Raw genomic sequence first — 25394 nt, 5'->3', positions numbered from 1 at the left:
GAAGGGCTCGACTACCGCCCGAGATTGACCCTCGGCCGCCCGGTCGGCCCGACCGGCGCGCCCTTCGCGGCATCCTTCTTCGGCTCCGCCTTGGCGTCCTTCTTCGCCGGCGCCTTTCGCACCTCGACGCCGCCGAGATCCAGCGCCGCGAGCTCCTTCTCCACGACGGCCGCGTCCCCGACCACGATCACGCGCATCTGATCGGGCCGGAGATACTTCTCGGCCACCCGCTTCACGTCCTCGGCCGAGATCTTCGAGATGCGCGACGGACGCGTGGCGAGCTCGTCCAGCGCGAGCCCCTGGACCGCCAGCGACGCGAGCGTCCCCGCCGTCTCCCCGGCCGTCTCGAAGCGCGCCGGCAGCTGCCGCACGAGGTTCGCCTTCGCGTCGGCGAGATCCTCCGCGGACACGAGCTCCTTCCGCAGCCGCTCGATCTCCGCGAAGATCTCCTTCACGGCGGGCGCGGTGGCGGGCGTCATGATCGCCCCGCCCGCGGTGAAGGGCCCGGGGCCGTGGCGCATGTCGAAGCCGCTCCGCGCGCCGTACGTGTAGGCGTGTTTCTCGCGCAGGTTCAGGTTGAGCCGGCTCGTGAACTGCCCGCCGAGCAGGGTATTCATGACCATCAGGGCGTCGAAATCCGGGTTTTTCCGGGGCACGCCCGCGAGGGTCACGGCGACGTACGATTGCGTGGCGCCCGGACGATCCACGAGGAAGACCCGCTTCTCGCCCTTGCCGACGGCCGGGGGATCCTTCGGCGTTTTCGCCGGGGTCCCTTGGCCCTTCCACGCGGCAAAACTCTTCTCGACGAGCGCGAGGGCCGCGGCCTTGTCGATGTCGCCCGCGATCGTGACCGTCGTGTGCTCCGGCCGGAAGAGCGCCGCGTGCTGGCGCGCGAGATCCGCGGGCTTGATCGCCTTGACGGACGCCTCGGTGCCGATGAGCGGATCCCGATACGCGTGCCCGGCGGGGTAGAGCCGCTCGGTGATGGCGTTCTGGAGGAGCACGCCGGGCTGATCGGCCTGCTGCAGGATCGCCGTGAGCCGCCGCGTGCGTTCGCGCTCGAGCTCCGCCGGATCGAAGGCCGGGTTCAGCACGACGTCCGCGAGGATCGTGAAGAGCTCGGGCGTCTTGTCGCGGAGCGCTTGCGCCGTCAGGCCCACGCCGTCGTGATCGGCCCAGGCTCCGTACCGCGCGCCGATCGCGCCGAGCTCCTCCGAGAGCTTGATGGCCGATCGCTGCTTCGTGCCGGAGAGCATCATGGACGCCATGGCGCTCGTGAGCCCCGGGGCGGACTCCTGCTCCGCGCCGCGGTTCACCACGATGTTCACCGCGACGACCGGCATCTCACGCCGCATCACGTAGAGCACGCGCAGGCCGTTCGGCAGGCGCGCCTCGTCGATTTTCGGCGCGATGAAGGGCGTGTCGCCCCCCGATTGCGGCGGGGTCTTCCGGAACGAGGGATCCTCGGGCGGAGGCGCGGCCGCCTCCTTCGGCGCTTCCTGCGTGGTTCCGGGCTCCGGCGGGGGATCCGGCGGCGGGGGCACCACGGGCGCGGGCGTCTGGCATGCGGCGAGCGAGAAAAGCGCGAGGCCGAGCAAGGCCCCGATCTGCGAACGGCGAGCGAGCATCTTCACGGCATCCCTCCCACGAGGCGACCGGCGCGCGGCGCGTCCGCGACGGGACGCACGAACGTGACGACACGTTTGTCCTTCGGCAGGTACGTCGCGAGCGCCTTCGTGACGTCGGCGGGCGAGACCTTCTCGTACCGGGCGAGGTCTTTCTCGAAAAACCCGGGATCCCCGGTGCGTCGATTGTAGTTGTTCAAGAGATCGGCCCGGCCCGTGACGCGTTCGGCGCTGAAGACGAGGCCCGAGAGCGCGCGCGTCTTGGCCCGATCCACCTCCGCGGCGTCGGGCGCCGTGGCGCGCAGCTTGTCGAGCTCCTCGTCGACGACCTTGAAGGCCTCGTCTGGGTTCTTGTCCTTCTGCAGGGTGACCGTGATCTCGAAGACGCTGCCGAGCTCCGCGGACTCCTGCGACGCCGTCACGCTCTGGGCGATCTGCATGTCGTAGACGAGCCGCTTGTAGAGCCGGCTCGATTTGCCGCTCGCGAGCACGTCGGAGACCACGTCGAGCTCGGCGTCGCCGGGCGCGAAATGGGGCGGCGTGGTCCAGGAGAGCACGATCCGCGGCAGCGTGACGCCCGCCTCGACGTCGAGGCGGATCTGCTTCGTGAGCGGCGAGGGCACCGGCCCGCGAATGGGCTTCGCGTCGGCCCCGCGCGAAAGGCCCCCGAAATACTTCGCGACGAGCTCCTTCGCCTTCGCCGGCTGGAAATCGCCCGCGATGACGAGCGTCGCGTTGTTCGGCACGTAGTAGCGCTTGAAGAAGGCGCGGACGTCGTCGAACGTCGCGGCGTCGAGGTCCTGCGGCGTGCCGATCGTGAGCCGGTGGTAGGGGTGCGTGGACGGGTAGAGCGCGGAGCGCACGAACTGCCGCACGAGGCCGTACGGCGCGTTCTCGTAGTTCTGCCGGCGCTCGTTCTTCACGACCTCGCGCTGGCTCTTGAACGTCTCCTCGTTGGCGTGGTCGAGGAGGAAGCCCATGCGATCACTCTCGAGCCAGAGCGCGAGGCCGAGCTCGCCGGACGGTACGGTCTCGTAGTAGTTCGTCCGGTCCGTGTTCGTCGTGCCGTTCCTGTCGCTCGCGCCGGCGCGCTCGAGGTAGCGGAAGAACTGGTCCTCGCCGACGTTGCGCGAGCCCTGGAACATCACGTGCTCGAAGAGGTGCGCGAACCCGTTCTTCCCGGGGCCCTCGTCCTTGGATCCCACGTGGTACCAGACGTTCACCGCGACCACGGGCGTGCGGTGATCCTCGTGCAGGATCACCTCGAGGCCGTTCGAAAGGACATACTTCTCGAAAGGCAGAGACACGCGCATGCCCGGCGTCCCGGGGGGGTTGGGCGCGGGCGCGGGCGCGGGAGGCGTGGGGGCGGCCACCTGGGCCAGAGAAAGGCCCGTCGGCACGGCGAGCAAGGCGAGGGATACGAGCCCGAAGGCGACCCTCCTCGGTGTTCGGCGCAGCATCGCGGCCCTTGTAGCAAATTCTCGGGCCCGCGGCCCTCGGGATCCGCGCCCTCCCGGCCTTCCGGGAACTCCGCACAGCAAGCTGTTGTCGCGCTCCGAAGACCAGCCTAAGCCAGGCACAACGAGAGCGAGATACCCATGCGCAAGCTCTTCCCCCTGTTTCTTCTCGTCGCCATGGCCGGATGCAGCGCGAGCGCCGCGTCCCCCACCCCCGGCCCCCAGACGCCCGCGGACACGGGCAAAGAACCTCCCACCCCCGACACTTCGAAGACGCCCCCGCCGGACACGACCGCAAAGGCCGAACCCAAGACGAAGCCCGACGAGGCCAAGCCCGCCGGCGGTGCCAAGGCGGCCTACCGCGAGGAGGAGCTCGCCGAGCCGAAGTTCGATCTCGTGATCACGCCCCTGCCCGCGGCCCCGAAAGGCCTGGCCGCGGCGCCCAAGGCCTGCGACGCGTTCGTGAAGAGGAAGCCCGCGGCCACGCCCGTGTGCGCCGAGCGGGCGCAGGCGCTCGAAGCCCTCGACAAGGCCCTCGCCGAAGGAAACGCGGACAAACGGGACGCGGCCCTCGCGGGCCTGGAGTCTTGCGGGGGCCTGCCGCCGGGCCTCACACGCGCGCTCCGCGCCGAGCTCGCGCCTACCGCGTGCGCCGACGTGATCCTGGAGCCCGTGATCGCCGCGCCCCCGAAGGGCATCGACGGCGGCGTCTACACCACGATGCGTGGCCTCGCGACGGCAGCCCGGCTCTCGCGCGCCGGTGACGCGCCCCCCAAGATCCAGGCGCCTTACGACAAGAAGAAGCTCGTCGCGTTCATCAACGGGCCCATGAAGGACTGGGTCGCCGAGCAGGCGACGGCCATCCAGGCGCTCTCGAACGAGGGCGCGGGCCTGCGCTACTACGCGCGTGGCGTCGCGGCGATCGAGGCCGGCATGGCCGATCTCCGGCTCGTCGAGGCCGTCCGCGCGGTGCCGCTTTCGCCCGAGCTCGCGAAGGATCCCGAGGCCCGGAACATCTACTACGCCGAGCTCGATCAGACGCTCGACCCGCGCAAGGATCGCGGCCGCGACGCCGTGCTCGTGGGCCTACGGGACCTCGCGGCCGTGGGCGTCTTGCGCGACGCGCGCATCGATCGCGCCCGCGCGCTGCTCTCGCGCCTCTACGGCGGACGGCGCATCGACGCGCTCGACGGGCTCGTCGTGCCGCCGCTGCCGAAAGCCGCGCCCGCGGACGCGACCGAGCGGCTCGCGACGAAGCTGCCCACGTTCTACGCAGGCCAGCTCCTGCCGAAGGACGCCGCGACGAAGCCCGGCGTGCTGCGCGCCCTCCTCGAGCGCGGCGTGCCGCTCCCGTACCGCGCCGCGTTGAAGAACGAGAAGCTCGCCGATGACACGCGTCGCATGTATGCGCGTGCACGCGTCGAGCTCGGCCGCGTCTACCTGCGCGCTGTCGATTTTGATCAAGCGGCGGCGCTGTACGCGGGCCTGCCCGAGGGAGCCCGGACGGACGAGGACGCATTTTTCGCGGCGCTCGTCGCCGCGTTGCGCAACGGGCCGGAGGACGCGGCCACGATGGTCCGATCGGCGCCCGTGTCCATGCTCGGCATGGGGCAGATCGCCGGCCTCGACGCGGTCGCGAAGGCCAAAGGCCCCTTCGCGGGCGCCGCGGCCTTCGACGCCGCGCTCATCAAACAGATCACGGCCCCCATCGGCGCGGACACAGCTTATTTCCGCGATGTCGCCGCGCGATTCCGCGAGGCCGCCTCCCTGCTCACCGACGCCGCCCAGCGCAAGACCGCCGAGGACCGCGCCAAGGCCGCCGAGGCCACGGCGAGCGCCATTCACTGAAGCGCTTTCCCTCCCAATTCTGTCCTACCTCCGCCAAAGCCGTCCCCACGCGAATTTGAGATGATTCGCGGGGGGCGAAAACGATTACGCACGCCAGCACCGTTGACGCGACGTTGACGCGAGCGTGACGGGCTCGATACCGTACGAGTCCTCCTCGCTTACACGCAAGCCCACAGCTCGCCTGTGATTGGGTCGAACAGCGCGTGGTGCGGCCCAGGAAACATTTCGTGGAATCGACAGCGTCCCACCGCAATGCGACGCCGCCCGCCGCGGCACACCCGAATCACGCAGCGTTCCTCCGTCTCGAAGGCGCGATGCTCCGCGTCGCGGCCGGCGGCGCGCCCGAGTTGGTCCTTGTGGGCGGCGGCACCCACGCCGCGCGCGCGGAGCTCCTGCGCTCGTTCTGCGAGAGCGCGATCGGGCAATGCACGCTCGTACTCTCCGGCGAGGGCAACCTGACCCACGCGGGCGAACCCTACGGTCCACTCGTCACCGCGCTCCGCCGCGTCGCCCCGACGCTCGGCCAGGAGCCCGGCTCCCTCGGTCCGCTGCTCCGCCAGCGCGCCGAGGAGGCCATGCTCGGCAACGGCCGGCTCTTGCTCGACCTCTGCCCGGCGCTCGCCTCCTTCGTGCCGGACGATCGTCTCGCCGAACCCCTGCCCCCCGCGTTCGCCGACGAACGCACGACCACGACCCTGCTCCGCCTGTTCGCAGCGCTCGCCGTGCCCGAGCGGCCCATCGTGCTCGCGCTCTCGCACATCGACGCGGCCGACGCCGCGACGTTACGCCTCCTCACGCGCCTCCTGCAGAGCACGGAGTGCCGGTACTTGCTGATCGCCGCCACAATCTCGGACGGCGCGCAACCGGCCTGGAAGGAGACACTCGGGCCATGGCTCCAGACGAGCAACGGGCCCCGCGTCGACACCCTTCACCTCGACCCGCAGGACGACGCAGAGACGAAGGCGAGGCGCGCCGCCGTCGCGGCCCTCCCGGAGCCAGCGCGCCTTGCGCTCGCGGCCGCCGCTTGCCTCGGCCCGACGGCCGATCTCGAGGTCGTCGCGGCCGCGCTGGGCACGACCCCAGACGAGGCCGCCGCGCGCCTCGCGCCTGCCGAAGCAGCCGGTCTCCTCGGCCGCGAGGGCGCCGCGTACGTCTTCGCCAACGCGCTCACCGCACACGACCTCCGGCGCGAAGCCACGAAAGGCGACCCCGCGCTCCTCGCGGGGATCCACCTGCGCATCGGCGCGTTTCTCACCCGCGGGATGGGCGAGGACGAGCCGAATGCGCGGCTCTACGAGGCGGCCGGGCACATCCTGCTCGGCCGAGCCGTGATCTCGAGCGCGACGCTCACGGCCCGGGAGAGGGCGCGGCTCTGCACGCTCACCTTCGCCGCCGCCCGGCGCGCGCGGGCCGCGGGAGCTTCGAGCGTCGCGGCCGACTACCTCGGCGCGGCGGGCGAGCTGCTCGAAGGCCACGACGATCCCGCGGAGATCGCGCCCGACCTCGCCTGGAAAATCCTCCTCGCGCAGGCCGAGTGCGCCGCCAAACGCGGCGATCGTGACGCGACCGAATCCCGCGTCGCCGAGCTCCGGCAGCGCGCCCGAAACGAGCTGGAAGGACAAACCGCGTCGCGGATCCTCATCGATCTGCACGCCGGCCTCGGCGAGCACGAGCAGGCGTATGCCTGCGCCGCGTCCTGCCTCGTGCCCCTCGGCGTGCGTCTGCCCGAGCGGCCGGGTCCCGATGACGTCGCGGCGGCGTTCGAGGCGACCTGGAACGCGCTCGGGGACCACGCCATCGAGGAGATCGCCGACCTCGAGCCCATGACGAACCCCGAAACGCTCGCGGCCATGGCGGCGCTCTTCGCGGTCCATCCGTCGGCGCAAGCGCTCGGGCCGGATGTCGCCGACATCGTCGCCTGCCACCTCGTCCGGCTTTCGCTCCTCCACGGCAATGCGCCCGCGTCGGTGGTGGGGCACGTCGCGTTCGGCGCGGCGCTCGTGGGTCGTCAAGGCGATCACCGGGGCGGCTACCGCTTCGGCAAGGTGGCCATGGATCTCGCCGAGCAGATGGGCTCGGCGCTGCTCCAGGGCATCGTCGGCGCGTGCTTCGCCACGAACATCTCCGTCTGGACGCACCACCTGCGCGCGAGCATCGGCTATTCGCGGCGCGCCCACGCGGCCGCCCTCTCCTCCGGCAACACCCCGTGCGCGCGGCGCAGCGGCGCCCTCGTCGCGCTCTTCATGCTCCTCAAAGGCGACCCGCTCGACGACGTCGCCCGCGAGGTGCGAAACCACGAGGAGGCGCGGCGCGATCCCCACGATCCCGAAGGCATCGGCGAGCTGCTCGACGCGATCGAGCGATTCGTGGGACAACAAAAGGGTCGCGCCGCGCCGCCGCCCACACGTCGCGAAGAGCTCACGCCCGAGCCGAACCTCGGCACCCGCCGCCCCCCGGCCCCGATGCGCTTCGGCACGCTCGCGCGGCGCGTCCTCGATCTCGGCGCCCTCGTCCTCGCCGGCGAGAACGACGACGCGCTCCACGCGAGCGCATCCCTCAGGGCCCACGCCCCCGCGTTCGCCTCGCAGGTCCTCCTCCCCGAAGAACGGTACTTCGCGGCCCTCGCCGAGGCCGGCCGCCGCGCGCCCGCGACGCTCGCGGCCCGCCTCTCCACGCTCGACGAGCTCGCCGCCGACCTCGAGCGCTGGGCCGACCGTTGCCCCGAGAACTTCCAGCACAAGCACGCCCTCGTCCTCGCCGAGCGCAGTCGCCTCGCCGGCCGCGACGTCGACGCGATGCGCCTCTACGACCAGGCCATCGCCGCCGCCCGCGACAACGGCTTCACCCACGGCGAGGCCCTCGCCGCCGACGCCGCCATGCGGTTTTACCTCGACCGCGGCTTCCCCACGATCGCCGCGGCCTACCTGCGCCTCGCGCGCGCCGCGTACGCCCGCTGGTGCGCGGGCGGCAAGGTCGAGAAGCTCGATCGACGCTACGCCAAGCTCTTCGAGGACGCGGCCACGGGCACGTCGAAGCCCCCGCTCCGCGGCGCATCGAGCCTCGACATCGACGTCCTCGCCGCAGTCCAGACCGCGCACGCCGTCTCCGAGGAGATCGTCCCGCAGCGGCTCATCGTCACGCTGATGCGCATTGTGATCGAGCACGGCGGGGCCCAGCGCTGTCACGTGCTGCTCGCAACGGAAGCCGGCGATCTCTCCCACGCGGGCCGGGCCCTCGTCACGTCGCAGGGCCTCGACATCGAGGTCCCCGGCGGCCGTGCCCGCGAGCTGTCCACGCTCCTGCCCGCGTCCGTCGTCGGCTACGTCCGCCGCACACGCGAGCCGATCCTGCTCGACGACGCGACGGCCGAGCCGATGTTCTCGGCCGATCCCTACATCGCGCGCGCCCGCCCGCGCTCGGTCCTCTGCATCCCCATCACGAGGCAAGCCGAGCTCATCGGCATCTTCTACATGGAGAACAACCTCGTCCCAGGCGCATTCACGCCGCGGCGCCTCTCACTGCTCGAGTTCCTCGCCGCGCAGGCCGCAATCTCGCTCGATCACGCCAAGCTCTACGCCGACCTCGCCCGCGAGAACACGGAGCGGCGGCGCACCGAGCAGACGCTCCGTCGCAGCGAAGAGCGCATGCGCCGTCTCGTCGAGATCGCCGGCGTGATCCCCTGGGAGGCCGACGCCGAGACCGAGCGCTTCACCTACGTCGGTCCGCAAGCCGAGGAGGGGCTCGGCTGGCCCACGAGCGCCTGGTACAAGGCAAACTTCCTCCGAGACCACGCGCACCCCGAGGATCGAGACCTCGCCCTCGCAGCCTTCACCCGCGCCTCCGCCGACGAGAACCCCGGCGGTGTCGAGTACCGTCTGCGCACCAAGGACGGCCGCGCCGTATGGCTGCACATGGTCGTGAGCGTCGCCGAGCGCGAAGGCGGGCAAAGGCTCCTGTCAGGCTTCTTCTTCGACGTGACAGCGCGCAAGCACGCCGAGGAGACACTGCGCGAGCAGCTCGAGATCATCCACCGCCAACGCGAGGACATCCGCACCCTCTCCACGCCGCTGCTCGACGTGTGGGACGGGGTCGTGGCCATGCCCGTGCTCGGCGCCCTCGACGAGTCCCGCGCAGCACGCGCCATGGACGTCCTGCTCAGCACAATCACGCAGCGCACCGTGCATTGCGCCATCCTGGACCTCACAGGCGTCGCAAGCGTCGACGCAGTGACAGCCGAGCACCTGCTCCGGATCGTGCGCGCCGTCGAGCTGCTCGGCGCACGCGCACTCATCGTAGGAATCCAGCCCGAAGTCGCACGCACGATCGTCTCCCTCGGCATCGGCCTCGGTCGCGTCGAGACGCGCGCCACGCTGAAAGACGCGCTCCAAACCCTGCGGCTCCCCTCCCCACACGGCATGCGCGCCGCGGAGAAGAATCCGCGGCGGCTCGCAGCGCTGGGGCGCATGCCCGAGTGAGCGTAGCGCCCCCCCGGGGTTTCACCCCGGACCCCGACCAGGGGTTGTCCACCCCTGGACCCGGACCAGCCAGGGGCTGGACCCAGGGTCGATGAACTGCGCGATGCGCAGTTCATCGAACAGGCCGAAGCAAGACCAGCGACGGGCTGGCCAGCCAAGACAGCGGGGCTGGCGTGTCTGCCGAGGGTGGGCAACACCGCTCGTGGTCTTGCCACGGGCCCGTCGTATAAACTGCGCATCGCGCAGTTTCTACGCCCACGGTCCAGGCCGTGCCTGGTCCGGGGTGCAGGGGGCGGACAGCCCCCTGCTGGGGTGCGGGGCCAAGCCCCGCGTCCCCCTCTCACGGCACGAGCATGTTGCCGGTGAAATGCTCGACCGTATCGGGCACGGATCGGGCGATCCATGCGCGGAGTGCTTCGGGCTCGCGGGGCAGATCGTCTGGCCAGACTCGCACGGTGCCGTCTCGGCCTACGGACACGGCCCAGCTTCCGTCGGGTGCGATGTCCACGTCTCGCACGACACCCTCGTGTGTGCCGAGCACGCGACCCTCGCCGATGGCGAGGTCCCAGAGCCGCACGGTCTTGTCGTCGCTTCCCGTCACGAGTGCCGCTCCGTTTGCCGCGAGCGCGAGCGTCCGGATTGGACCGTTGTGGCCACGGAGCACGCTGCGAATCGTGCCTGTTGCGACGTCCCAGACTCGCACCGTCGCGTCTTCGCCCGAGCTCAGCAGCGTCTTGCCGTCCGGCGTGAATGACAAACCGACGACACGGTATCCGCTTGCGTCGTAGGTCCGCGGCGTGTCGGCGCCCTCGTCCCAGAGCCGTAGCTTGTGGTCCAGACAGCCCGTCGCGAGCACCTTGCCGCTCGGTGAGAATGCGACCGACTCGACGGCTTCTTCGTGACCGCTGAGCACGCGGCTCTTGCCTGTGGCGAGGTTCCAGATGCGCGCAGTCTTGTCGTGGCTGCCCGTCGCGAGCCTCGATCCATCTGCGGAGAATGCGAGCGTGAGGACCGACGCTTCGTGCTTGCCGATGGCGCGGATCTCGCCGGAATCGACGTCCCAAAGCGCCACCTCACCCGTCGTGTGGCCGATTGCGATCGATGCGCCGTCGGGGGAGAACTCGATCACCGGCGCCCGCGCGCCCTCTGTGTGACAGGCCCGGATCTCGTGCCCTTGTGTGTCCCAGAGCCGGATCGTGCCGTCCTCGCCCGCGGTGGCGAACACGTCCCCGCTTGGGGAGATTTCTGCGTGGATCACCCGACCCACGTGCCCTGTGAGTGTCACGGGTGACCCGCTGCCATCGCCTCGCGTGGGCCAGAGCTGCGCCACGCCGTCGGCTCCGGTGGAGAGCACGTGATCGCCTTCGGGTGAGATCTCGACCTCGAATGCGGTCCCTTCGTGCTGACCGATCACCCGGCCTGGCGTCGTGTCGAGTGGGAACACGCGCGCCGTGCCGTCCACGCTTGCGACGACGAGACGCGTCCCGTCGCCCGAGAACAGCACGTCCGACACGTTGTCGCGCATCCCCACGAACCGGCGCCGCTCTCCGGTCGCGAAGTTCACGAGCCGCGCTGCGTGATCGTTGCCGCCGTACGCGAGCATCCGCCCGTCGGAGGAGAACGCCATCGCGAACACCGAACCGTCGTACGTCGGCAGCGTCGTCGCGGAGCCCGTCGCGAGATCCCAGATTCGGATCGTTCCATCCAGCGCGGCGGTCGCGAGACGTTTGCTGTCGGGCGCGAAGGCGAGCCGCAGGATGGCCGAGGCTTGCCCTTCGAGCTTTCGCGGGATGTCCCTCTTCTGGATGTCCCACAGCCACACGGTCCCGTCTGGACCGCCGACCGCGAGCATTCGTGAATCTGGCGAAAACCCCATCGGGAATCGCGGCACCTGCTGGGCCGTCGCGTCGTGCACGCGCATCTCGGGCAGCGTGAAGGACTCCCCGCTCGCCCGATCGAACAGCGTCAGGATGCCGCTGTCCCCTGCGGTCACGAAATGGCGCTCGTCCGGCGAAAACGCACCTTTTCGGTTGATGTTCGCGTTCGACGCGAGGATGCGGTGCGCGCCCGTCGCGACGTTCCAGGCTCGCACGGTCCCGTCGCCGGCATGGCTCACGATCTGTTTCCCGTCGCGCGACGGCAGGGCGACCTCGATGGGGCGCGTGTGCCCGCGCAGCGTGGAGATCGTCACGCCCGTGAGCGCGTCCCAGATACGAATCGTCCGGTCCTTGCCCGTCGTGAGCACCCGCTGTTCGTCCGGGAAAAACGCCACGACCCAGACCTCGTCCTCGTGCCCGCGGAGCTCGATCGACTGGCCCGTCGTGAGATCGTAAATGCGCGCCGTGTGATCGTCGCTCGCCACCGCGAGCCGTTTCCCGTCCTTCGAGATATCGACCCGATTGACGGCCCCTTTCTGATCCCGCAGCACCTGCGCCGGCCCGTGCACCCACGCATCCGCGGCCACGACCCGCGCCGAGCTCCACTGATCGAACGTCGTCGACAGCGTCTTCAACCACGCGAGCGCCTCGTTCGGATCACGCAGCACGGCCGCGCGCGCCTGGACCAGCGTGAGCACGTCGGCGTGCGCGTGGGCTCGTTGCTCGGCTTCCACCGCTTTTTTGCGCGCCTCCTCTGCGACCGCGTGCTCCCGCGTGACGCGATCCCGCTCCATCCAGACCTTCGTGACGAAGAGCCCCGCTGCCGTCACGAGCACGCAAGCCGCCGCCGCCGCCACGGACAGCGCCGCGCGGTGCCTCCGCGCGAACCGCCATGCCTTCTCGCGGGTCGTGTACTCGTGCACGCCCACGAGCTGCCCCGCGAGAAACCGCCGCAGATCCTCTGCCAGCGCCTTCGCCGTCGGGTACCGCGCGGCCGGCTCCCGGGCCATCGCCTTGTCCACGATCGCCAAAAGATCCAGCGGGATCCCGCGCTGCATGTTGGGCAGCGGCGTCGGCGGGCCTTCGAGCACCCGCTGCAGGATCTTCATGCCATTCACGCCGGCATACGGCGCGCGCCCCGCGAGCAGGTGATACAGGATCGCCCCGAGCGCATACACGTCCGCGCGCTCGTCCACGGGCTCGGCCGCCGCTTGCTCGGGCGGCATGTACGCGGGGGTCCCCATCACCGAGCCTACGAGCGTGATCCCGTCGCCGAACGTCTGGGAGACGGGGGCCTCGTCGTCATCGCCCTCGGCGCTCGGGGTTTGCGTCACCTCCACCACGGGTTCCGACAGGTCCTTCCCGAGACCCCAGTCGATCACGAGTGTCTCGCCGTGTGCGCCGACGAGCACGTTCGCGGGCTTCAAATCACGGTGGATGATGCGTTTTTCGTGCGCGTATGCGACCGCGTCGGCCACCGCGAGCACGTGCGTGAGCAGCGGCAGGCGCTCGTCGAGCTTGCGGGCGCCGTCGATGATCTCGGACAGGGGGCGCCCGGAGACGAGCTTCATCGAATAAAATGGTTCGCCTGTCGGCCAGCGCCCGGCCTCGTAGACCGGCACGATCGACGGGTGCTGGAGCCGCGCCGTCAAGAGCGCCTCGCGCACGAACCGATCCTCGGCGGCGGTGCCGGTGTCGATCAGCTCTTTCAGCGCCACCCGCCGATCGAGCCTCTGGTCGCGCGCCGACAGCACCCGCCCGATCCCGCCCTGCGCGACCTCGCACTCCACCGCATAACACGACCGGTCGACGAGCGGCAGCCGCGCCGCGCTCCACCGCCCCGACGACGGCACGTGTGTCGTGAGCCCCGACGGCGCCTGGCCCATCGAGAGCGTGTTCGCGGTGTCGTGCGTCCGGGGCGCGCTCGTCGCGGGTTCACCTCGCTCCGCCTCCCCCTCCCCCGATCCTCGCGATGGCTCCCCGTTCATCGCCCGATCCTCTCCACGACTCGCCGCAAAAACATGGGCGAGCATGGCACCATGCTAGCCGTCATGCATGGGGCTCACCATGACAATTGACGGCGCTCCGGACCCGCGTGAAGACAGTGGGGGCCATGGGGGAGCAAAAAAGCCGCGCTGGGGCGCAACCTAACAAACGAATTCCACTCTACGTGCGCGTGCTCTCCGGTGTCGTCCTCGGCATCGTGCTCGGGCTCGCCTTCCGGGAGCAAAAGTATCTCTTCGGCAGCATCGGCAACGCCGAGCTCGGTCGCCTGGGGCTGCTCGTGGTCAAGCTCCTCAAGGCGCTCGCCGTTCCGCTCGTGTTTTTCGCGATCCTCGACGCGTTCGTCAAGACGGACATTTCCCTCCGCAAAGGGACGCGTCTCATCGTCATTTGCGCGATCAATGCGACGGTGGCGCTCGGCATCGGCCTTGCGATCATGAACGCTTTCACGCCGGGCCGGCACCTCGCGGGCACGCTCGCCGAGCTTTATCGGCCGGGCGCCACGCCCACGGACGCGGCGGCGCAGGAGCTCCTCGCGGCCTCGAAAAAGGGAAGCCTCGGCCTCCTCGACAACATCGCGAGCTACGTCCCGCGGAGCCTCGTCGATCCATTCTCGGAAAACAGCGTCATCACGGTCGTCCTTCTCGGCCTGCTCGTGGGCGTCGCGCTGCGGCGCGCGCGGGCGCGGGGGGCCGAAGGGAGCATGTCGGTGGTCGAGCAGGGGATCGGCGGGATCTATGCGATCCTCGTCGAGGCGCTCGATATCGTGGTGGGCATCGTGCCGTTCGGGGTGCTCGGGGTCGTCGCGGACGTCGTGGGCAAGGCCGGACTGCGGGTCTTCGCATCGATCTGGATCTTCCTGGTCACGGTGCTCGCGGCGATGGCGCTGCATTCGCTCGTGTATTACCCGCTCGTCGCCTGGCTCGTCGGAAAAAAACCGCCGCGCGTCTACCTCGGAATCGGCGCGGACCCCATCTTGACGGGGCTCTCGACGAATTCGAGCCTGGCCACGGTGCCCGTCACGCTCAAGGCGCTCGATCGCATGGGTGTATCGCCCGCGTCGTCGCGCCTCGCGGCGTGTATCGGGACGAACCTCAACAACGACGGCATTCTCCTTTACGAGGCGATCACGGCCGTCTTTTTGACGCAGGCGATGGGGATGCCGCTCGGGCTCGGCAGCCAGGTCACGATCGGGCTCGCGTCGGTGATGGCGGCGGCGGGGATCGCGGGGATTCCGGAGGCGGGGCTCGTCGTGCTGCCGCTCGTGCTCGCCGCGGCGGGGCTGCCGGACGCCTTGATCGCCACGGCCATTCCGCTCGTGATGACGGTCGACTGGATCATTGCCCGCCTCCGCACGGGCGTGAACGTGATGAGCGACATGCTGGTCGCCGTGCTGCTCGACGTGGGCGACGGGGAAAAAAAAAGCTCAGGCGCCACGCCCGAGGGCGGCGGGGAAGGCGTCGCGGATCTCCTGGGGAATCCGGGTGGGTCTCTGGGTGGCGGTCGCGACGAAAGCCCATGACGTGACGGCGCGAACGACCTCGACGCCGTCTCCGGCGCGCACGAGGCGGGTCTTGCGCTCGCACGTGGCGGCGCCGAATTTCGTGACGTGGGTGCGGACCTCGATGCGATCGCCCTCGAACACGGACGCGAGGTAATCGATCTCGTGTCGCCGGACGACGAATACGGCGCCGGCGCGCAGATACGCCGCCCGGTCCCAGCCGACGGCCTCGGAGTGGGCCTTCGCCGCGTCCTGCACCCAGCGCACGTAGACGACGTTGGAGACGTGCCCGAGCTCGTCGATGTCGTCGACCGCGGCGACGACGGGGAACACGTATTCTTCGGAGGAGACGGTCGTCATGGAGAGCGAACCTTCCGCGGACGGCGACGAAAAGCAACCGCCATCGTCGTGGGCTCCGCTTTCCCCTCGATTTTCCGGCTCCCATGTTTCATCTCGCGCCCCTGACGGCATTGCATCGACGGGTCCCGGGGTCATGATCGGATCGTGGACCCACGAACGAGCCTGCCCGAGCACACCGAGAAACATCACGAAGGTTGCTGCGGAGGCCACCATCACAAAGCGCGGGCCACGAAGCCCGGCCGCTCGTCGCTCCTCGGCGTGGTCGTTCCGGTGCTCGCGTGCGCCGTGTGCCCGACCTGCCTCGGCGCATGGGCGCAGGCGCTCTCGGCGGTCGGCGTCGGATTCGTGGTGACGGAGACGCAGCACGTCGTTTTGCTGGTCGCCGCGGTCGTGATCACGCTCGTGGTGAGTGTCCGTCGTTATGCCCGCTCGCGGCGCACGGGCCCGCTCGCGCTCTCGCTCGCCGGCTCGGCCGGGCTCGTCGCGAGCCACGTGCTCGGCGAGATTCAGGTCCTCGCATGGGCATCGATTGCAGTGCTGATCGCGGCGTCGATCTGGCAAGAGCGCGCGCGGCCACGCACGTCGAACCGTGGGAAGGTTCCCGAGCCGCGGCGCGCAATCCGAGGCGTCGAGGTCCCGGCCGGCGTGGACTGAACACGCTCGCTCGCGCGCCGCTGCCTCGACGCCCCAGGCACCGGCCGTCCACCTGCCCGACGCCGCCTCGGCCGCGAGGCGCGTGCCGCTCTCCCGCCGATGCCGACCTCCGCCGCCAAGCCCGTTCTTGCCGCGGCGTCCGTCCCTCCCTTGGGTGACGAGCTCACAAATTCACGGTTGCCGAGGTCGCCCTCGCCAGCCGTGGCGACGCTGATCCAAGTTGCACGGCGCACTTTCAGCGCCGAGGGGGTCGTCGTCGAGCTTGCGGGCGCGGACACGCGCCTCCGAGGGTGGTGCTGTCCATGCGACGGGCTTTATTTGGGCGAACGAGGCGGAGCGTTCACCTTTGCGGGCGCGTCCGATACGCCCTCGGCGCGATGCACCTCGGCGAGATCATCGAAGATCTCAGGCATCATCGCGGTCTTGCCGAGCGGCTTCAGGATCCCCTCGACGATCAGTTTCGTGGCCGAATAACGCCGCAGCCATTTGAGGCGAGCCGCCTCGGTCTCCGGCGTGGCCTCCCTGCGATCCACGCGCGCCTTCCGCACGCCTTCATTGAGCGCAGCGAGCGCGTCCCTCGCGGCCGCGACGTGATATGCCCAATTCGCGTACTCCGGCAGGTTCGCCTTGTGCTTCTCGATCGCGGTGAGCGCATGGTCGAGCGCCGCGACGAGCTTGACGGGCCTGCGCCGGAGCACAGTGCTCATGTTCTCGTGGTGAAGGATGTCCGCCACGATGGCCTCGCCCTTCTCTCGCGACTCGGCATACGCCACGAGCCGCCGCAGCGCGCCCTTGGCGTTACCCACGACGTCCGGCTTCCCCTCGACCACCTTGTACGTCACCGCATCGAGCGCACCGGCCTTCTTCAGCACGACTTCCATCGTGTCCGTCTCCACCGCGAGCCGATCCGCGGTGAGCTTGACGAAGCTGTTCGCCTCGGGGTCGAGGCCGATGACGAGCGCGAGGATCTGCGCCACGGCAAACCTGCCATAGGCGAGGGTTTCATATTGATCGATATAGGGATCCGCCACGCGGGAAGCATCGGGCGAGAGGGGCTCGACGGGCAAGTGTTTGGCAAAAATGTACGGACGGCTGGTGGAGAGCGCGACCGCCCTCCGCGCGGCGGCTGAGCAGGAAGGCGCTTCGCTGGGGCTTTGCCCCAGGCCCCAGCAGGGGCTATCCGCCCCTGCACCCGGGGCCTGCGCAAGCGCTGGACCCGGGGTCGATGAACTGCGCGATGCGCAGTTCATCGAACAGGCCAGGTCAAGACCAGCGACGACCCTGCCTGCCAAGACCGCGGCGCTGCCCTTTCGACTGGCGACGCGGTCCAACGGGCCCGTTGGAAGAACTGCGCGTTGCGCAGTTCTTCCACCCCGAGTCCAGGGCTTGCCCTGATTCGGGTCGAGGGGCGAACAGCCCCCGCGGGGTCCGGGGCAGCGCCCCGGCGCGACGCCTCGCGATACGAGCGCGCCTACTTCAGCACCTGCGCCACTGTGACCCAGTCGCGCAGATCGTCGGGTACGCTGTAGACGATGAGGAGCGCGCCGGCGCTGTCCTCGGCGGAGGCGAATTGCCACGGAGGGCCTGACCCATCGAGGCGCCTGGCGTCGCCGAAGAGCCACGTGCGCGGCGCGGCGACGGAGCCGCCCATCGTCAGGCGAACGAGGCTGGCGTCGTTGTTCCCGTCCACCTCGAAGAGCCAGAGGGCGTCGGTCGAGATGCTTTGCAGGGAACGCCCTCCGAGAGATGCATGAGCCTGTGACAGCTCCACCTGGGACCACGTGCTGCCACCGCTTTCGCCGCGGTGGATCACCACGGCTCCGGTGCTCGACGACGTTTGCGTGAGTAGCAGCGTGTCCGGGGCGAGTACCTCGACTGCGCTGGGCTCGTTGCTGGTGGAGGTCATGAATGTGGCCCCCGTGTCGTGGAAGGACCATGCCCCGCCGGGCGCGGGTGCGACGGCGCAGCGCGCGGACACGGCATCGCTCGCATCGGTCCCCGTGATGCAAACTCCGAGCGGGCCACGCGGCCCGGGCGACACGAGCACCGACGATGCGACGCTCAGACCGGACGCCGCGACGAGGTCGACGGCCGGGCCAAACGAGGCGCCGCCGTCCGTGGATTCAATGGTTCCAGCGATTTGCGTCAACTTGCCGTTGACGACGCAACGCTGGCCTGCGGTGACTTGCAGGTGGCTCCCCTCATGGTGCAGGTGTACGCCCGTGGCGTATATCGCCTCGAGGCGAGGCGAACGCCACCGGAAGGTGCAGTCGCTCGCGCCCGGCTGCGACAGGTGCAGCGAGCCGGTCGTTTTCCATGTCATCGTCCCAGGTTCGCGCCGCGATACGAGCACGCCGTCCGGGATCGCCACCAGGGCAAGGAGACTGCCGTCGGGCGCATACATGAGCTCGAGAGTCCCGTTATCTTCAACCTCCACGCCGTGGGCGTTACCCTCCGGCAAGGTCTGGAACGTGGCGAGCGGGAAGGTCGCCCCGCCGTCGGTGCTCTCGGCCAACCAGAAACCTGTCGCCTCGAAGCCACCGACGAGCCCGACCGCCACGCGCGCGCCGTCGGCGGCGATGGCGCCGAGCTGCGCAAACGCCATGACATCCGGCGCGACGATGGTATCGGTCCAGGTGGCGCCGCCGTCGACGGTGCGCGCCACGTACGCTTGGTATGCCATGTTCTGGGCGAATCGATTGACCGTGCCCCCCACGAGGAAACGTCCCGTGCCATTGGAGGCGGCGGTGATGCCGAAGGCGTCGATCGGGAGGGGCATCGATAGCCCGGCGGGCGCGTCGAGGGTGCACGCCGCCGTGCATGTCAGCCATTCGCCAGGGGCCTCGGCCTCGCAGACCTCTCCTTGCTCGAGCATCCCATTGCCGCACGACTCGTCGGAGCTGCAGTCGGCGGAGCAGCCGTCGCCGTCGACTTGATTGCCGTCGTCGCACGCCTCCCCGTCATCGACGATCCCGTTGCCACACACGGCGCGCCACGGCGCGCAGTAATAACCCTCCGCCGCGCCATCCCAGCCCTCGTCCGCCCACAGGCACATGAATCCATCCGGGCAGCCGGCCTGCGGCGTGCAAGGCTCGGTGCACATGGTTTGCAAGAACGGATCGGTATCGAGGAGGCAGACGCCGCTCGCGCATTCGAACTGCGACCCGAATGCGCAACGCGTGCCACTGCAGCCGACGGGCCCGCATGAGTCGCCGAGCGGCGCGCCCGCGGGCGCCGGGCCTGTGCGCGTCGCGTGCACCCGGATGGTGGCGTCGCAGGTATGGCCCTCGGAGTCGGCGCCGTCGAGGGCGTCCTTGATTTCGGCGGTGAGGTTGTCTCCGCTGACCTCCAACGCGAGCGAGCGCGTGCGGAAGGTGTTGTTGTAATACCAAGCGTCGGGGCCCTGGAAGCTCGCCTTGCAGCCGGGTTGCCGTGCCGCCGAGTCCCAGTTCGTGTCGTCGAAATCGAGGAGATACGTCTCCCCGACGCGGCGGACGGCCATCGTGGCATCGGCGATTTCCAGGTCGCACGCCCCCTCGATCACCTCGATGGAGCTGACGGTGAACGTGCCCTCGAGCTCGCAGGTCCCCCCATCGGGCACGGGCTGATCGATATCGGGGTCGGGCGGGGGTTCGACATCGTTGCTCGAGCAGCCCGACACGAGCAAGGAAAGGGTTACGGCAAGCGTGTGCATTCGCCGGTGAAAGAAAGATCGGTGCATGGGTCTCCTCGGGACGCGGCGCCAGGCAATCGGTGTGCCATGCGGATGAGCGTCGAATCCGCGGGGGCTGGGCGGAATGTAAACACACGTTCACGTGGACCGTGGCCATTCCCTCGACCCGGATTTGGGGGTCCAAGGTGACGGGCTCCGTCGAAACGGTGGATGACGGGCTCCGCGGTTCCATCGACCCTATCGTCGCCACCTTGCACCGGCTGGCCCGGCGATGAGGCGTACAGCGGGCGCCCTTCGAGGCGGCCCGTTGCTTTCTGCCAAACTCAGGACTGGAAAAACGTTTGGCTCCGCCTACCGCACGGGTGACAAACTCCAGCAACATAGGTCGGCGCACGCATCCCGACGTCCTGAAAGACACAGCTGGTAGCCGTGGAATCCACCTCATGTGACCAACCACCAAAGATCCGCTTGCTGGCGCAAGTTTGGCCGTGGTAGGGCAACTCAGTGTCCTGGGCGTATGCGCGTGCACGCAGTGCGTCGAGGAGGCGGGGTGTGATGGGTGTTCTTTTTGCGATCGTAGGAATCGAGCTGCGCGTTCCCGAGGCGTCTTCCCCCGAGGCACTCTGGGGCGCATTCGAGGGGAACAGAGCAGCCGGCACCCTCTCCGCAGGCGAGGAAGACGACGGCGAATCGCGGCGCGCCTGGCTCGTGGATCGACCCGCCGGGCGCCTCGGGTTGTTCGTGGCCGGGGCCCAGCAGATCGCCGATGACGCGCTGCTCACGCAGATGGACGTCTCCCCCACGTTCCTGGAGCGCCTGCCCGCAGGCCACGTCGTCGAGGCGCTCGCGCTGCTGCGCGCCATGGACGCGCTGCACACGGGGCGCTGCGATCTGGCCGCCGTGGTGAGCATCGCCGAGGGCCGATCCGCCGCGCGCGCAGGGCTGCTGCTCGGCAGGTACGAGGAGATGCTCGCGCAAGGCAAGCCCGTCTACGCGTTGCTCCGCGGGGGAAGCTCGCTTCCCGGCAGCGCGCCGCGCGACTGCGTCGAGCTGCTCGAGCGCGTGTGCGCGGCCGAGGGGATCGAGCCCCAGAGCGTGGGCCTCGTGGATCTCCTGGTCGAGGACGCGCCGCTCGGGCCGATCCTCGCAGCACTCGGCGACGCGCTGCGCAGGAGCGACGAGACTGCGCCTGGCTGCACGCTCGGGCCGCTCTCGCCGGCGAGGGCGGACCTGCCGGCGCTCGGCGGCGTGGCCGTTGTGGCGCTCGCCCTGCACCAGCACCTCTTTCCGCCGCTGCGCCGCAAGGAGCTCGACGCGCTCGCCGCGCCCTTCGTCGCCGCGCCCTCGGTCCGGCCGTGGATTGCCGGCAACGCGCCGCGGCGCGCAGGCTTCTTCGCCCTGGGCGAGGAGGGCGCCGGCTTCTTGCTGCTCGAGCAGGTGCCCCGCCGCTACGACGAGGTACCGCCCCGCCTCTCCGTCCCCTGGCCCGCCGAGCTGCTCCTCATCTCGGCAGACGATCGCGCCTCGCTGCTCGCGCGGCTGCGGGCCGTGCGCAGCGCGCTCGAGCTCATGCCCGACGCGCCGCTCGGCGAGATCGTCGCCTGGAACGGCACCGGCGGCCAAGGTCGCCATCGCGTCGCCTTCGTGGCGCGCGATCGGGCAACGTTCGAGGCCCAGCTCGGGCGACTCCTCGCGCGGCTCGAGTCCTCGCGCGCAAGCTCGTTCAACGCGCCGGATGGCATTTTCTACGCGGACTCCGCCTCGCCCGACCGGCGCCTGGGGATGATGTTCCCCGGTCAAGGAGCGCCCTACCCGGGGATGCTGAGCGATCTGCTCTGCCACCTGCCGCGGATGCGGGTGTGGATCGAGGGGCTCGAGGATCTGTACGCCCGCGCCGGCCTGTATCGGCCCTCGAACTTCTTCAGCGCGCCCACGCTCGGGGTCACGGAGGCACGGCGCAAGGCGCTCGAGGAATCGCTCGTCGATCTCGAGCGCGGCGCGATGTACTGCCTCGTCGCGAGCCTGTCGCTGCACGAGATGCTCACGGCGGCCGGCGTGCGCGCCGACATGATGCTCGGCTACTCGAACGGCGAGAACGCCTCGCTCGTGGCCTCGAAGACGCTGCGCGCGCCCGGCCCGGGCGGGGTGATCTCGTTCGTCGAGTACATCCAGCGCACCTTGCAGACCTTGTTCGCCGCAGGCAACGTGCCGGGGACGAGCATCGCCGTGAACCGCGCCTCGCCCGCGCTGGTGCAGAGCGTGCTCGATGCCTCGGGCGGCGAGCTCCATCTGGCGCTCGACAACTGCCCCGAGCAGGTCGTGCTTTTCGGCTCCGCGTCCGCGATCGCGGCGGCAAGCACGCGGCTGCGGCAGGAGGGCGCGGTGTGCGTGGAGCTGCCCTTCATGCCCGGGTATCACACGCCCCTCTACGGAAAGCACGCAGACCTGGCGCGCGCGGGCTTCGAGGGCAACGAGCACCACTTCGGCCCGAGCGAGCTGCCGCTCTACAGTTGCTCGACGGCCGCCCCTTTCCCGGCCGAGTCGCGGGCCATCTGCGATCTGACCGCGTCGCAGTGGCGAAAGCCGGTGCGCTTCCGCGAGACGATCGAGCGGCTTTACGCGGAGGGCGTGCGGGACTTCGTCGAGGTCGGTCCCGGCTCGATGCTCACCGGCTTCGTGCGCAACACGCTGCGCGGCAAGGAGCACCTCGCCGCGGCGAGCAACTTGCCCGCACAACCGGGGCTCGAACAGCTCTTGAAGCTCCTCGGGCAGCTCTACGTGAAGGGACAGGACATCGACGTGTCCTCGCTGCGCCCCCGCGCCCCCGCCCCCGCCCCACGCGCCCCCGAGCCCACCCGTACCGCCCCTCGGCGCGAGCCGCGCGTGCAGAAGCAACCTCCTCCCGCGCCTTCGCCGCTTCCAGCGTCGCCTCCTGCGCCGGCCGCGCCGGCGTACGTCCCCGAGGCTTCGCTGCACATGGCGTCGCAGCTCATGCAGGCGCACGGGGCGCTCGCGCGGGATTTCCTGGACCACCAGCAGCGGACCCTGGAGATCTTCCTGGCCGCGATGCGCGCCGGCGCTGGCCCCCTCGCGCACGCCGCGGCAATGCCCGAGGTGCAGCCCGCCGAGCCCGCGCCGGTCGTGGAGGCGCCGGGGGCCTTCCCGCTGCTCGGGACGATGATCCTGCGCGACGAGCGCTCGCTCGTGTCGCGACGCACCTTGTCCATCGAGACAGATCCTTTCCTCGTGCATCACGCCTTCGGGGGACGGCTCGGCAAGCACGGGGCGGAGCCGGTCGGCTTGCCGGTGGTGCCGCTCGTGTTCAGCATGGAAATCGTCGCCGAGGCGGCGCGGGCGCTGCTCGGGCACGACGCGACGGGCCTCGTGCTCACCGAGGTGCGTGGCTCGCGCTGGCTGGCGCTCGATCGCGGGCAGCTCGAGGTGGAGATCCGCGCCGAACGGGACGAGGCCGGGGTGCGCGTGCGCATCTTCGACCGCACGATCGGCACGATCCAGGGCGGGATGCTCGCCTTCGAGGGCCGTGCCCAGAAGGGATCAGCCGAGCCGCTCACCCCCGCGCTGCCAAGCCCGCGCGAGCGGCCGCGGGTGGACATCGACGCCTTCAACAAGTGGCTCTTCCTCGGCCCCCTGATGGTCACGACCCGCCGCGCCCTCGGCATTGACGCCGAGCACGTCGAGGTCGAGCTCGAAGCGCCCTCGGGCGAGGGGCTTTTCCGTGACGTGCGGGAGCCGTCGCTCGAGCTGCCCGCCGTGCTGCTCGACGCGATCGGGCACATCACCGCCTACTTCCTCCTGCACCACCGCGAGCGCAGCACCTTCGGCATCTTCCCCTTCGGCGAAGATCGTTGCGCGTTCACGGGTCGCATGCCCGAGCCCGGCAGCCGCGTGCGCCTGCGCGCCCGGATCCGCGTCGCCGGGAACATCACCACCACCGACGCCGAGCTGATCGACGAAAGCGGCGAGGTGTTCGTGCGCGTCGACGGGTTGCGTCACCGGCTCTTCCCGTTCCCGGATCAGTACTTCGTCTGCTGCGTCAGCCGCCGCGATCGCCGCACCAACCTCTCCGACATCGAGCCGAGCTCGACGGCCGCGGCGCCCTGCCGGCGCATCGAGGCGATGGACGAGGACCTGCGCGAAGCGGGCCAGGGCATCTGGGTGCGGGCGCTCTCGCATTACGCGCTCACCGAAGCCGAGCGCGAGGCGTTTTACGCGCTGCCGCCCTCGCTCGAAGCGCGCCTCGGCTGGGTCCTCTGCCGCGTCGTCGCAAAGGAGACGCTGCTCGACTGGGCGGAGCCGCGGGTGGGTCCCCTCGAGCTATCGGCGATCGAGACCCACGAAACCGCGACCGGTTTCTCCTTCTCCGGCGCGGCGCTCCGGGGCCTGCCGGAGGTCCCCGCGGTCCAGATCCAGGGCGATGGGCGCGCGTTCGTCGCCGCGCTGGCCGCTCCAGCGCCGACACACGAAAGCCACGTTTCCACCTCGAGCCTCGCATCTAGGAGCGCATGAAGCCTTCCGAAGCAGACATCCTGAAGATCGTGCAGACCGTGGTCGGAGAGATCATCGAAGACTGGCACCTCGACGTCGAGATCACGCCCGAGACCCAGCTCGTGGCGGACATCGGCTTCACGTCGATGGACTTCATCGATCTGTTCGCCTCCATCGACACCCAGCTCCGGCGCAAGATCGCCTACGAGCCGCTGCTCCAGACTCCGGGCGGCAACTACCGGGCCGACATCACCTCGGGTGAGATCGCCTCGTTCATCTGGAAAAACTACGACGTCGAGCCCGCCGCGCTGAAGCCGGCCTGAGCAAGCCATGAAAGTCGCGATCGCCCGAGGCGCACACGAGTACGGCGGGATCTACCGGCGCTTCCGCGAGCTGTGCGCCTACTGCAACGGGCGACACGAGCTTCTGGGGCTGCTCCTTCTCGGCGAGTCCGACGCCCCCGTCGCCACGCCCGTGCGCACGCTGTCGTACGCGGCGAGCCACGTGGAGATGTCGACCTTGATGCACGCGCGCTCGATCGACGAGGTCCTCGGGGCCTGCGAGGGCATCATCAAGCGCGTGGTGGCGGATCTCGAGCGCGAGCGCCCCGACAAGGTCATGGCCACGGACACCGACCTCAAGGGCCTGTGCGTGATCGCCGCGTGCCGTCGCCTGGGCCTCAAGGCCACCGCCTTCGTCGCCGGCCTGTCCAGCCTCGAAAGCGCTTACGGCGGCCACCGCGTGCTCAGCGCGGTCATGACCCTGGTCGAGCGTTATTGCCTGGAGAAGGCCGACGCGCTCATCTTCCCCTCGCGCCGCACCGCCGAGCTCTGCGCGGGCCGCTACCCGGAGATGGCGCCTTACCACGTCATCTACAACGGGATCGCCGAGCCGTTCCTGCACCACCCGGGACCCGCGCCCGAGGGGCGGCGCATCGGCGCGGTGATGCGCCTGTACGCCATCAAGAACCCCGAAATGCTCGGCAAGATCGTAGGTCCTCTCGATGAGCGCGGGTTCTCGCTCGAACTCGTCGCCGACGTGAAGGGCAAGCAGCGCGCCTTGCACGCGCTCGGCGCCACCAAGATCCGCGAGCCCATGCTCGACACGCCTTCGCTCGCGAACTTCTACGCGGGCTGCCACGCCGTCGTCGTCCCCTCCCGCTTCGAGGTCTCCGGCAACGTGCCGATGGAGGCCATCGCGGTGGGCACGCCGGCGGTGATCACCGAAGAGGTGGGGATCGCCGAGATCTATCACACGGTAGGGCTCTCGCACCTGATCGTCCCGGTGGACGACGTCGCCGCGACGGTCGAAAGGCTCGTGCACGCCGAGCCGGTGCCCCCCGCGGCGCGCGAGCACCTGCGGAAGAACTGCTCTTGGACCGCGGCGTGCGAGCGGATCCTCGACGTGCTCTGAG

General features: G+C 69.9%; 13 protein-coding genes. 7 read left to right on the top strand and 6 right to left on the bottom strand.

Features of this window, described 5'->3' with window-relative positions:
• Nucleotides 1–11: 11 nt before the first annotated feature.
• Complete coding sequence (locus tag KEG57_RS45435) at nt 12–1628, bottom strand: M16 family metallopeptidase (RefSeq protein WP_272422994.1); 1617 nt, start codon at nt 1626–1628, stop codon at nt 12–14.
• A 2-nt stretch (nt 1629–1630) separates the two neighbouring features.
• On the bottom strand, nt 1631–3085 hold the full coding sequence (locus KEG57_RS45430; protein ID WP_272422966.1) for a M16 family metallopeptidase: 1455 nt from the start codon (nt 3083–3085) through the stop codon (nt 1631–1633).
• 138 nt (nt 3086–3223) lie between these two features.
• Between KEG57_RS45430 and KEG57_RS45425 the strand changes: the two genes are divergently transcribed.
• Nucleotides 3224–4930, top strand: a complete 1707-nt coding sequence (locus KEG57_RS45425; RefSeq protein WP_272422967.1) for a hypothetical protein — start codon at nt 3224–3226, stop codon at nt 4928–4930.
• A gap of 227 nt (nt 4931–5157) precedes the next feature.
• Entirely contained in the window at nt 5158–9405 is a 4248-nt protein-coding gene (locus tag KEG57_RS45420) for a GAF domain-containing protein (RefSeq protein WP_272459686.1), read from the top strand.
• A gap of 340 nt (nt 9406–9745) precedes the next feature.
• On the opposite strand, the gene KEG57_RS45415 is transcribed toward KEG57_RS45420, so the two are convergent.
• Nucleotides 9746–13270 (bottom strand): WD40 repeat domain-containing serine/threonine protein kinase, encoded by a 3525-nt coding sequence (locus KEG57_RS45415; protein WP_272422969.1) that lies wholly within the window; start codon nt 13268–13270, stop codon nt 9746–9748.
• Nucleotides 13271–13452: 182 nt separating this feature from the next.
• Between KEG57_RS45415 and KEG57_RS45410 the strand changes: the two genes are divergently transcribed.
• Nucleotides 13453–14808 (top strand): dicarboxylate/amino acid:cation symporter, encoded by a 1356-nt coding sequence (locus KEG57_RS45410; protein WP_272422970.1) that lies wholly within the window; start codon nt 13453–13455, stop codon nt 14806–14808.
• Here KEG57_RS45410 and KEG57_RS45405 read toward each other — a convergent pair.
• Nucleotides 14713–15147: an acyl-CoA thioesterase gene (locus KEG57_RS45405; protein WP_272422971.1), complete on the bottom strand. Its 435-nt coding sequence runs from the start codon at nt 15145–15147 to the stop codon at nt 14713–14715. The genes KEG57_RS45410 and KEG57_RS45405 overlap by 96 nt on opposite strands.
• A gap of 144 nt (nt 15148–15291) precedes the next feature.
• Here KEG57_RS45405 and KEG57_RS45400 point away from each other — a divergent pair, with 144 nt between their 5' ends.
• On the top strand, nt 15292–15801 hold the full coding sequence (locus KEG57_RS45400) for a MerC family mercury resistance protein (protein WP_272422972.1): 510 nt from the start codon (nt 15292–15294) through the stop codon (nt 15799–15801).
• Between the two features lie 314 nt (nt 15802–16115).
• Here KEG57_RS45400 and KEG57_RS45395 read toward each other — a convergent pair whose 3' ends face one another.
• Entirely contained in the window at nt 16116–16832 is a 717-nt protein-coding gene (locus KEG57_RS45395) for a hypothetical protein (protein ID WP_272422973.1), read from the bottom strand.
• A 440-nt stretch (nt 16833–17272) separates the two neighbouring features.
• Entirely contained in the window at nt 17273–19522 is a 2250-nt protein-coding gene (locus tag KEG57_RS45390; RefSeq protein WP_272422974.1) for a DUF4215 domain-containing protein, read from the bottom strand.
• A gap of 507 nt (nt 19523–20029) precedes the next feature.
• Here KEG57_RS45390 and KEG57_RS45385 point away from each other — a divergent pair.
• Genes KEG57_RS45385 through KEG57_RS45375 form a run of 3 tightly spaced genes read left to right on the top strand, consistent with a single transcriptional unit; the run spans nt 20030 to nt 25393 of the window.
• Nucleotides 20030–24001, top strand: a complete 3972-nt coding sequence (locus KEG57_RS45385) for an acyltransferase domain-containing protein (protein ID WP_272422975.1) — start codon at nt 20030–20032, stop codon at nt 23999–24001.
• The gene (locus KEG57_RS45380; protein ID WP_272422977.1) at nt 23998–24303 is read left to right on the top strand and encodes an acyl carrier protein; all 306 of its coding nucleotides are present in this window, start codon (nt 23998–24000) and stop codon (nt 24301–24303) included. The genes KEG57_RS45385 and KEG57_RS45380 overlap by 4 nt, the downstream gene beginning before the upstream one ends.
• Before the next feature lie 7 nt (nt 24304–24310).
• Complete coding sequence (locus KEG57_RS45375) at nt 24311–25393, top strand: glycosyltransferase family 4 protein (RefSeq protein ID WP_272422978.1); 1083 nt, start codon at nt 24311–24313, stop codon at nt 25391–25393.
• Nucleotide 25394: the final 1 nt, after the last annotated feature.

The organism is Polyangium jinanense (assembly GCF_028435365.1).
This window is presented reverse-complemented; position numbering and strand designations above follow the sequence as displayed.

What these genes read in the sequence shown, in the direction of transcription:
- KEG57_RS45380 (WP_272422977.1), top strand. Translation starts at nt 23,998, where the DNA reads ATGAAGCCTTCCGAAGCAGACATCCTGAAGATCGTGCAGACCGTGGTC.
- KEG57_RS45375 (WP_272422978.1), top strand. Translation starts at nt 24,311, where the DNA reads ATGAAAGTCGCGATCGCCCGAGGCGCACACGAGTACGGCGGGATCTAC.
- KEG57_RS45430 (WP_272422966.1), bottom strand. Translation starts at nt 3,085, where the DNA reads ATGCTGCGCCGAACACCGAGGAGGGTCGCCTTCGGGCTCGTATCCCTC.
- KEG57_RS45405 (WP_272422971.1), bottom strand. Translation starts at nt 15,147, where the DNA reads ATGACGACCGTCTCCTCCGAAGAATACGTGTTCCCCGTCGTCGCCGCG.
- KEG57_RS45435 (WP_272422994.1), bottom strand. Translation starts at nt 1,628, where the DNA reads ATGCTCGCTCGCCGTTCGCAGATCGGGGCCTTGCTCGGCCTCGCGCTT.
- KEG57_RS45425 (WP_272422967.1), top strand. Translation starts at nt 3,224, where the DNA reads ATGCGCAAGCTCTTCCCCCTGTTTCTTCTCGTCGCCATGGCCGGATGC.
- KEG57_RS45415 (WP_272422969.1), bottom strand. Translation starts at nt 13,270, where the DNA reads ATGAACGGGGAGCCATCGCGAGGATCGGGGGAGGGGGAGGCGGAGCGA.
- KEG57_RS45385 (WP_272422975.1), top strand. Translation starts at nt 20,030, where the DNA reads ATGGGTGTTCTTTTTGCGATCGTAGGAATCGAGCTGCGCGTTCCCGAG.
- KEG57_RS45390 (WP_272422974.1), bottom strand. Translation starts at nt 19,522, where the DNA reads ATGCACCGATCTTTCTTTCACCGGCGAATGCACACGCTTGCCGTAACC.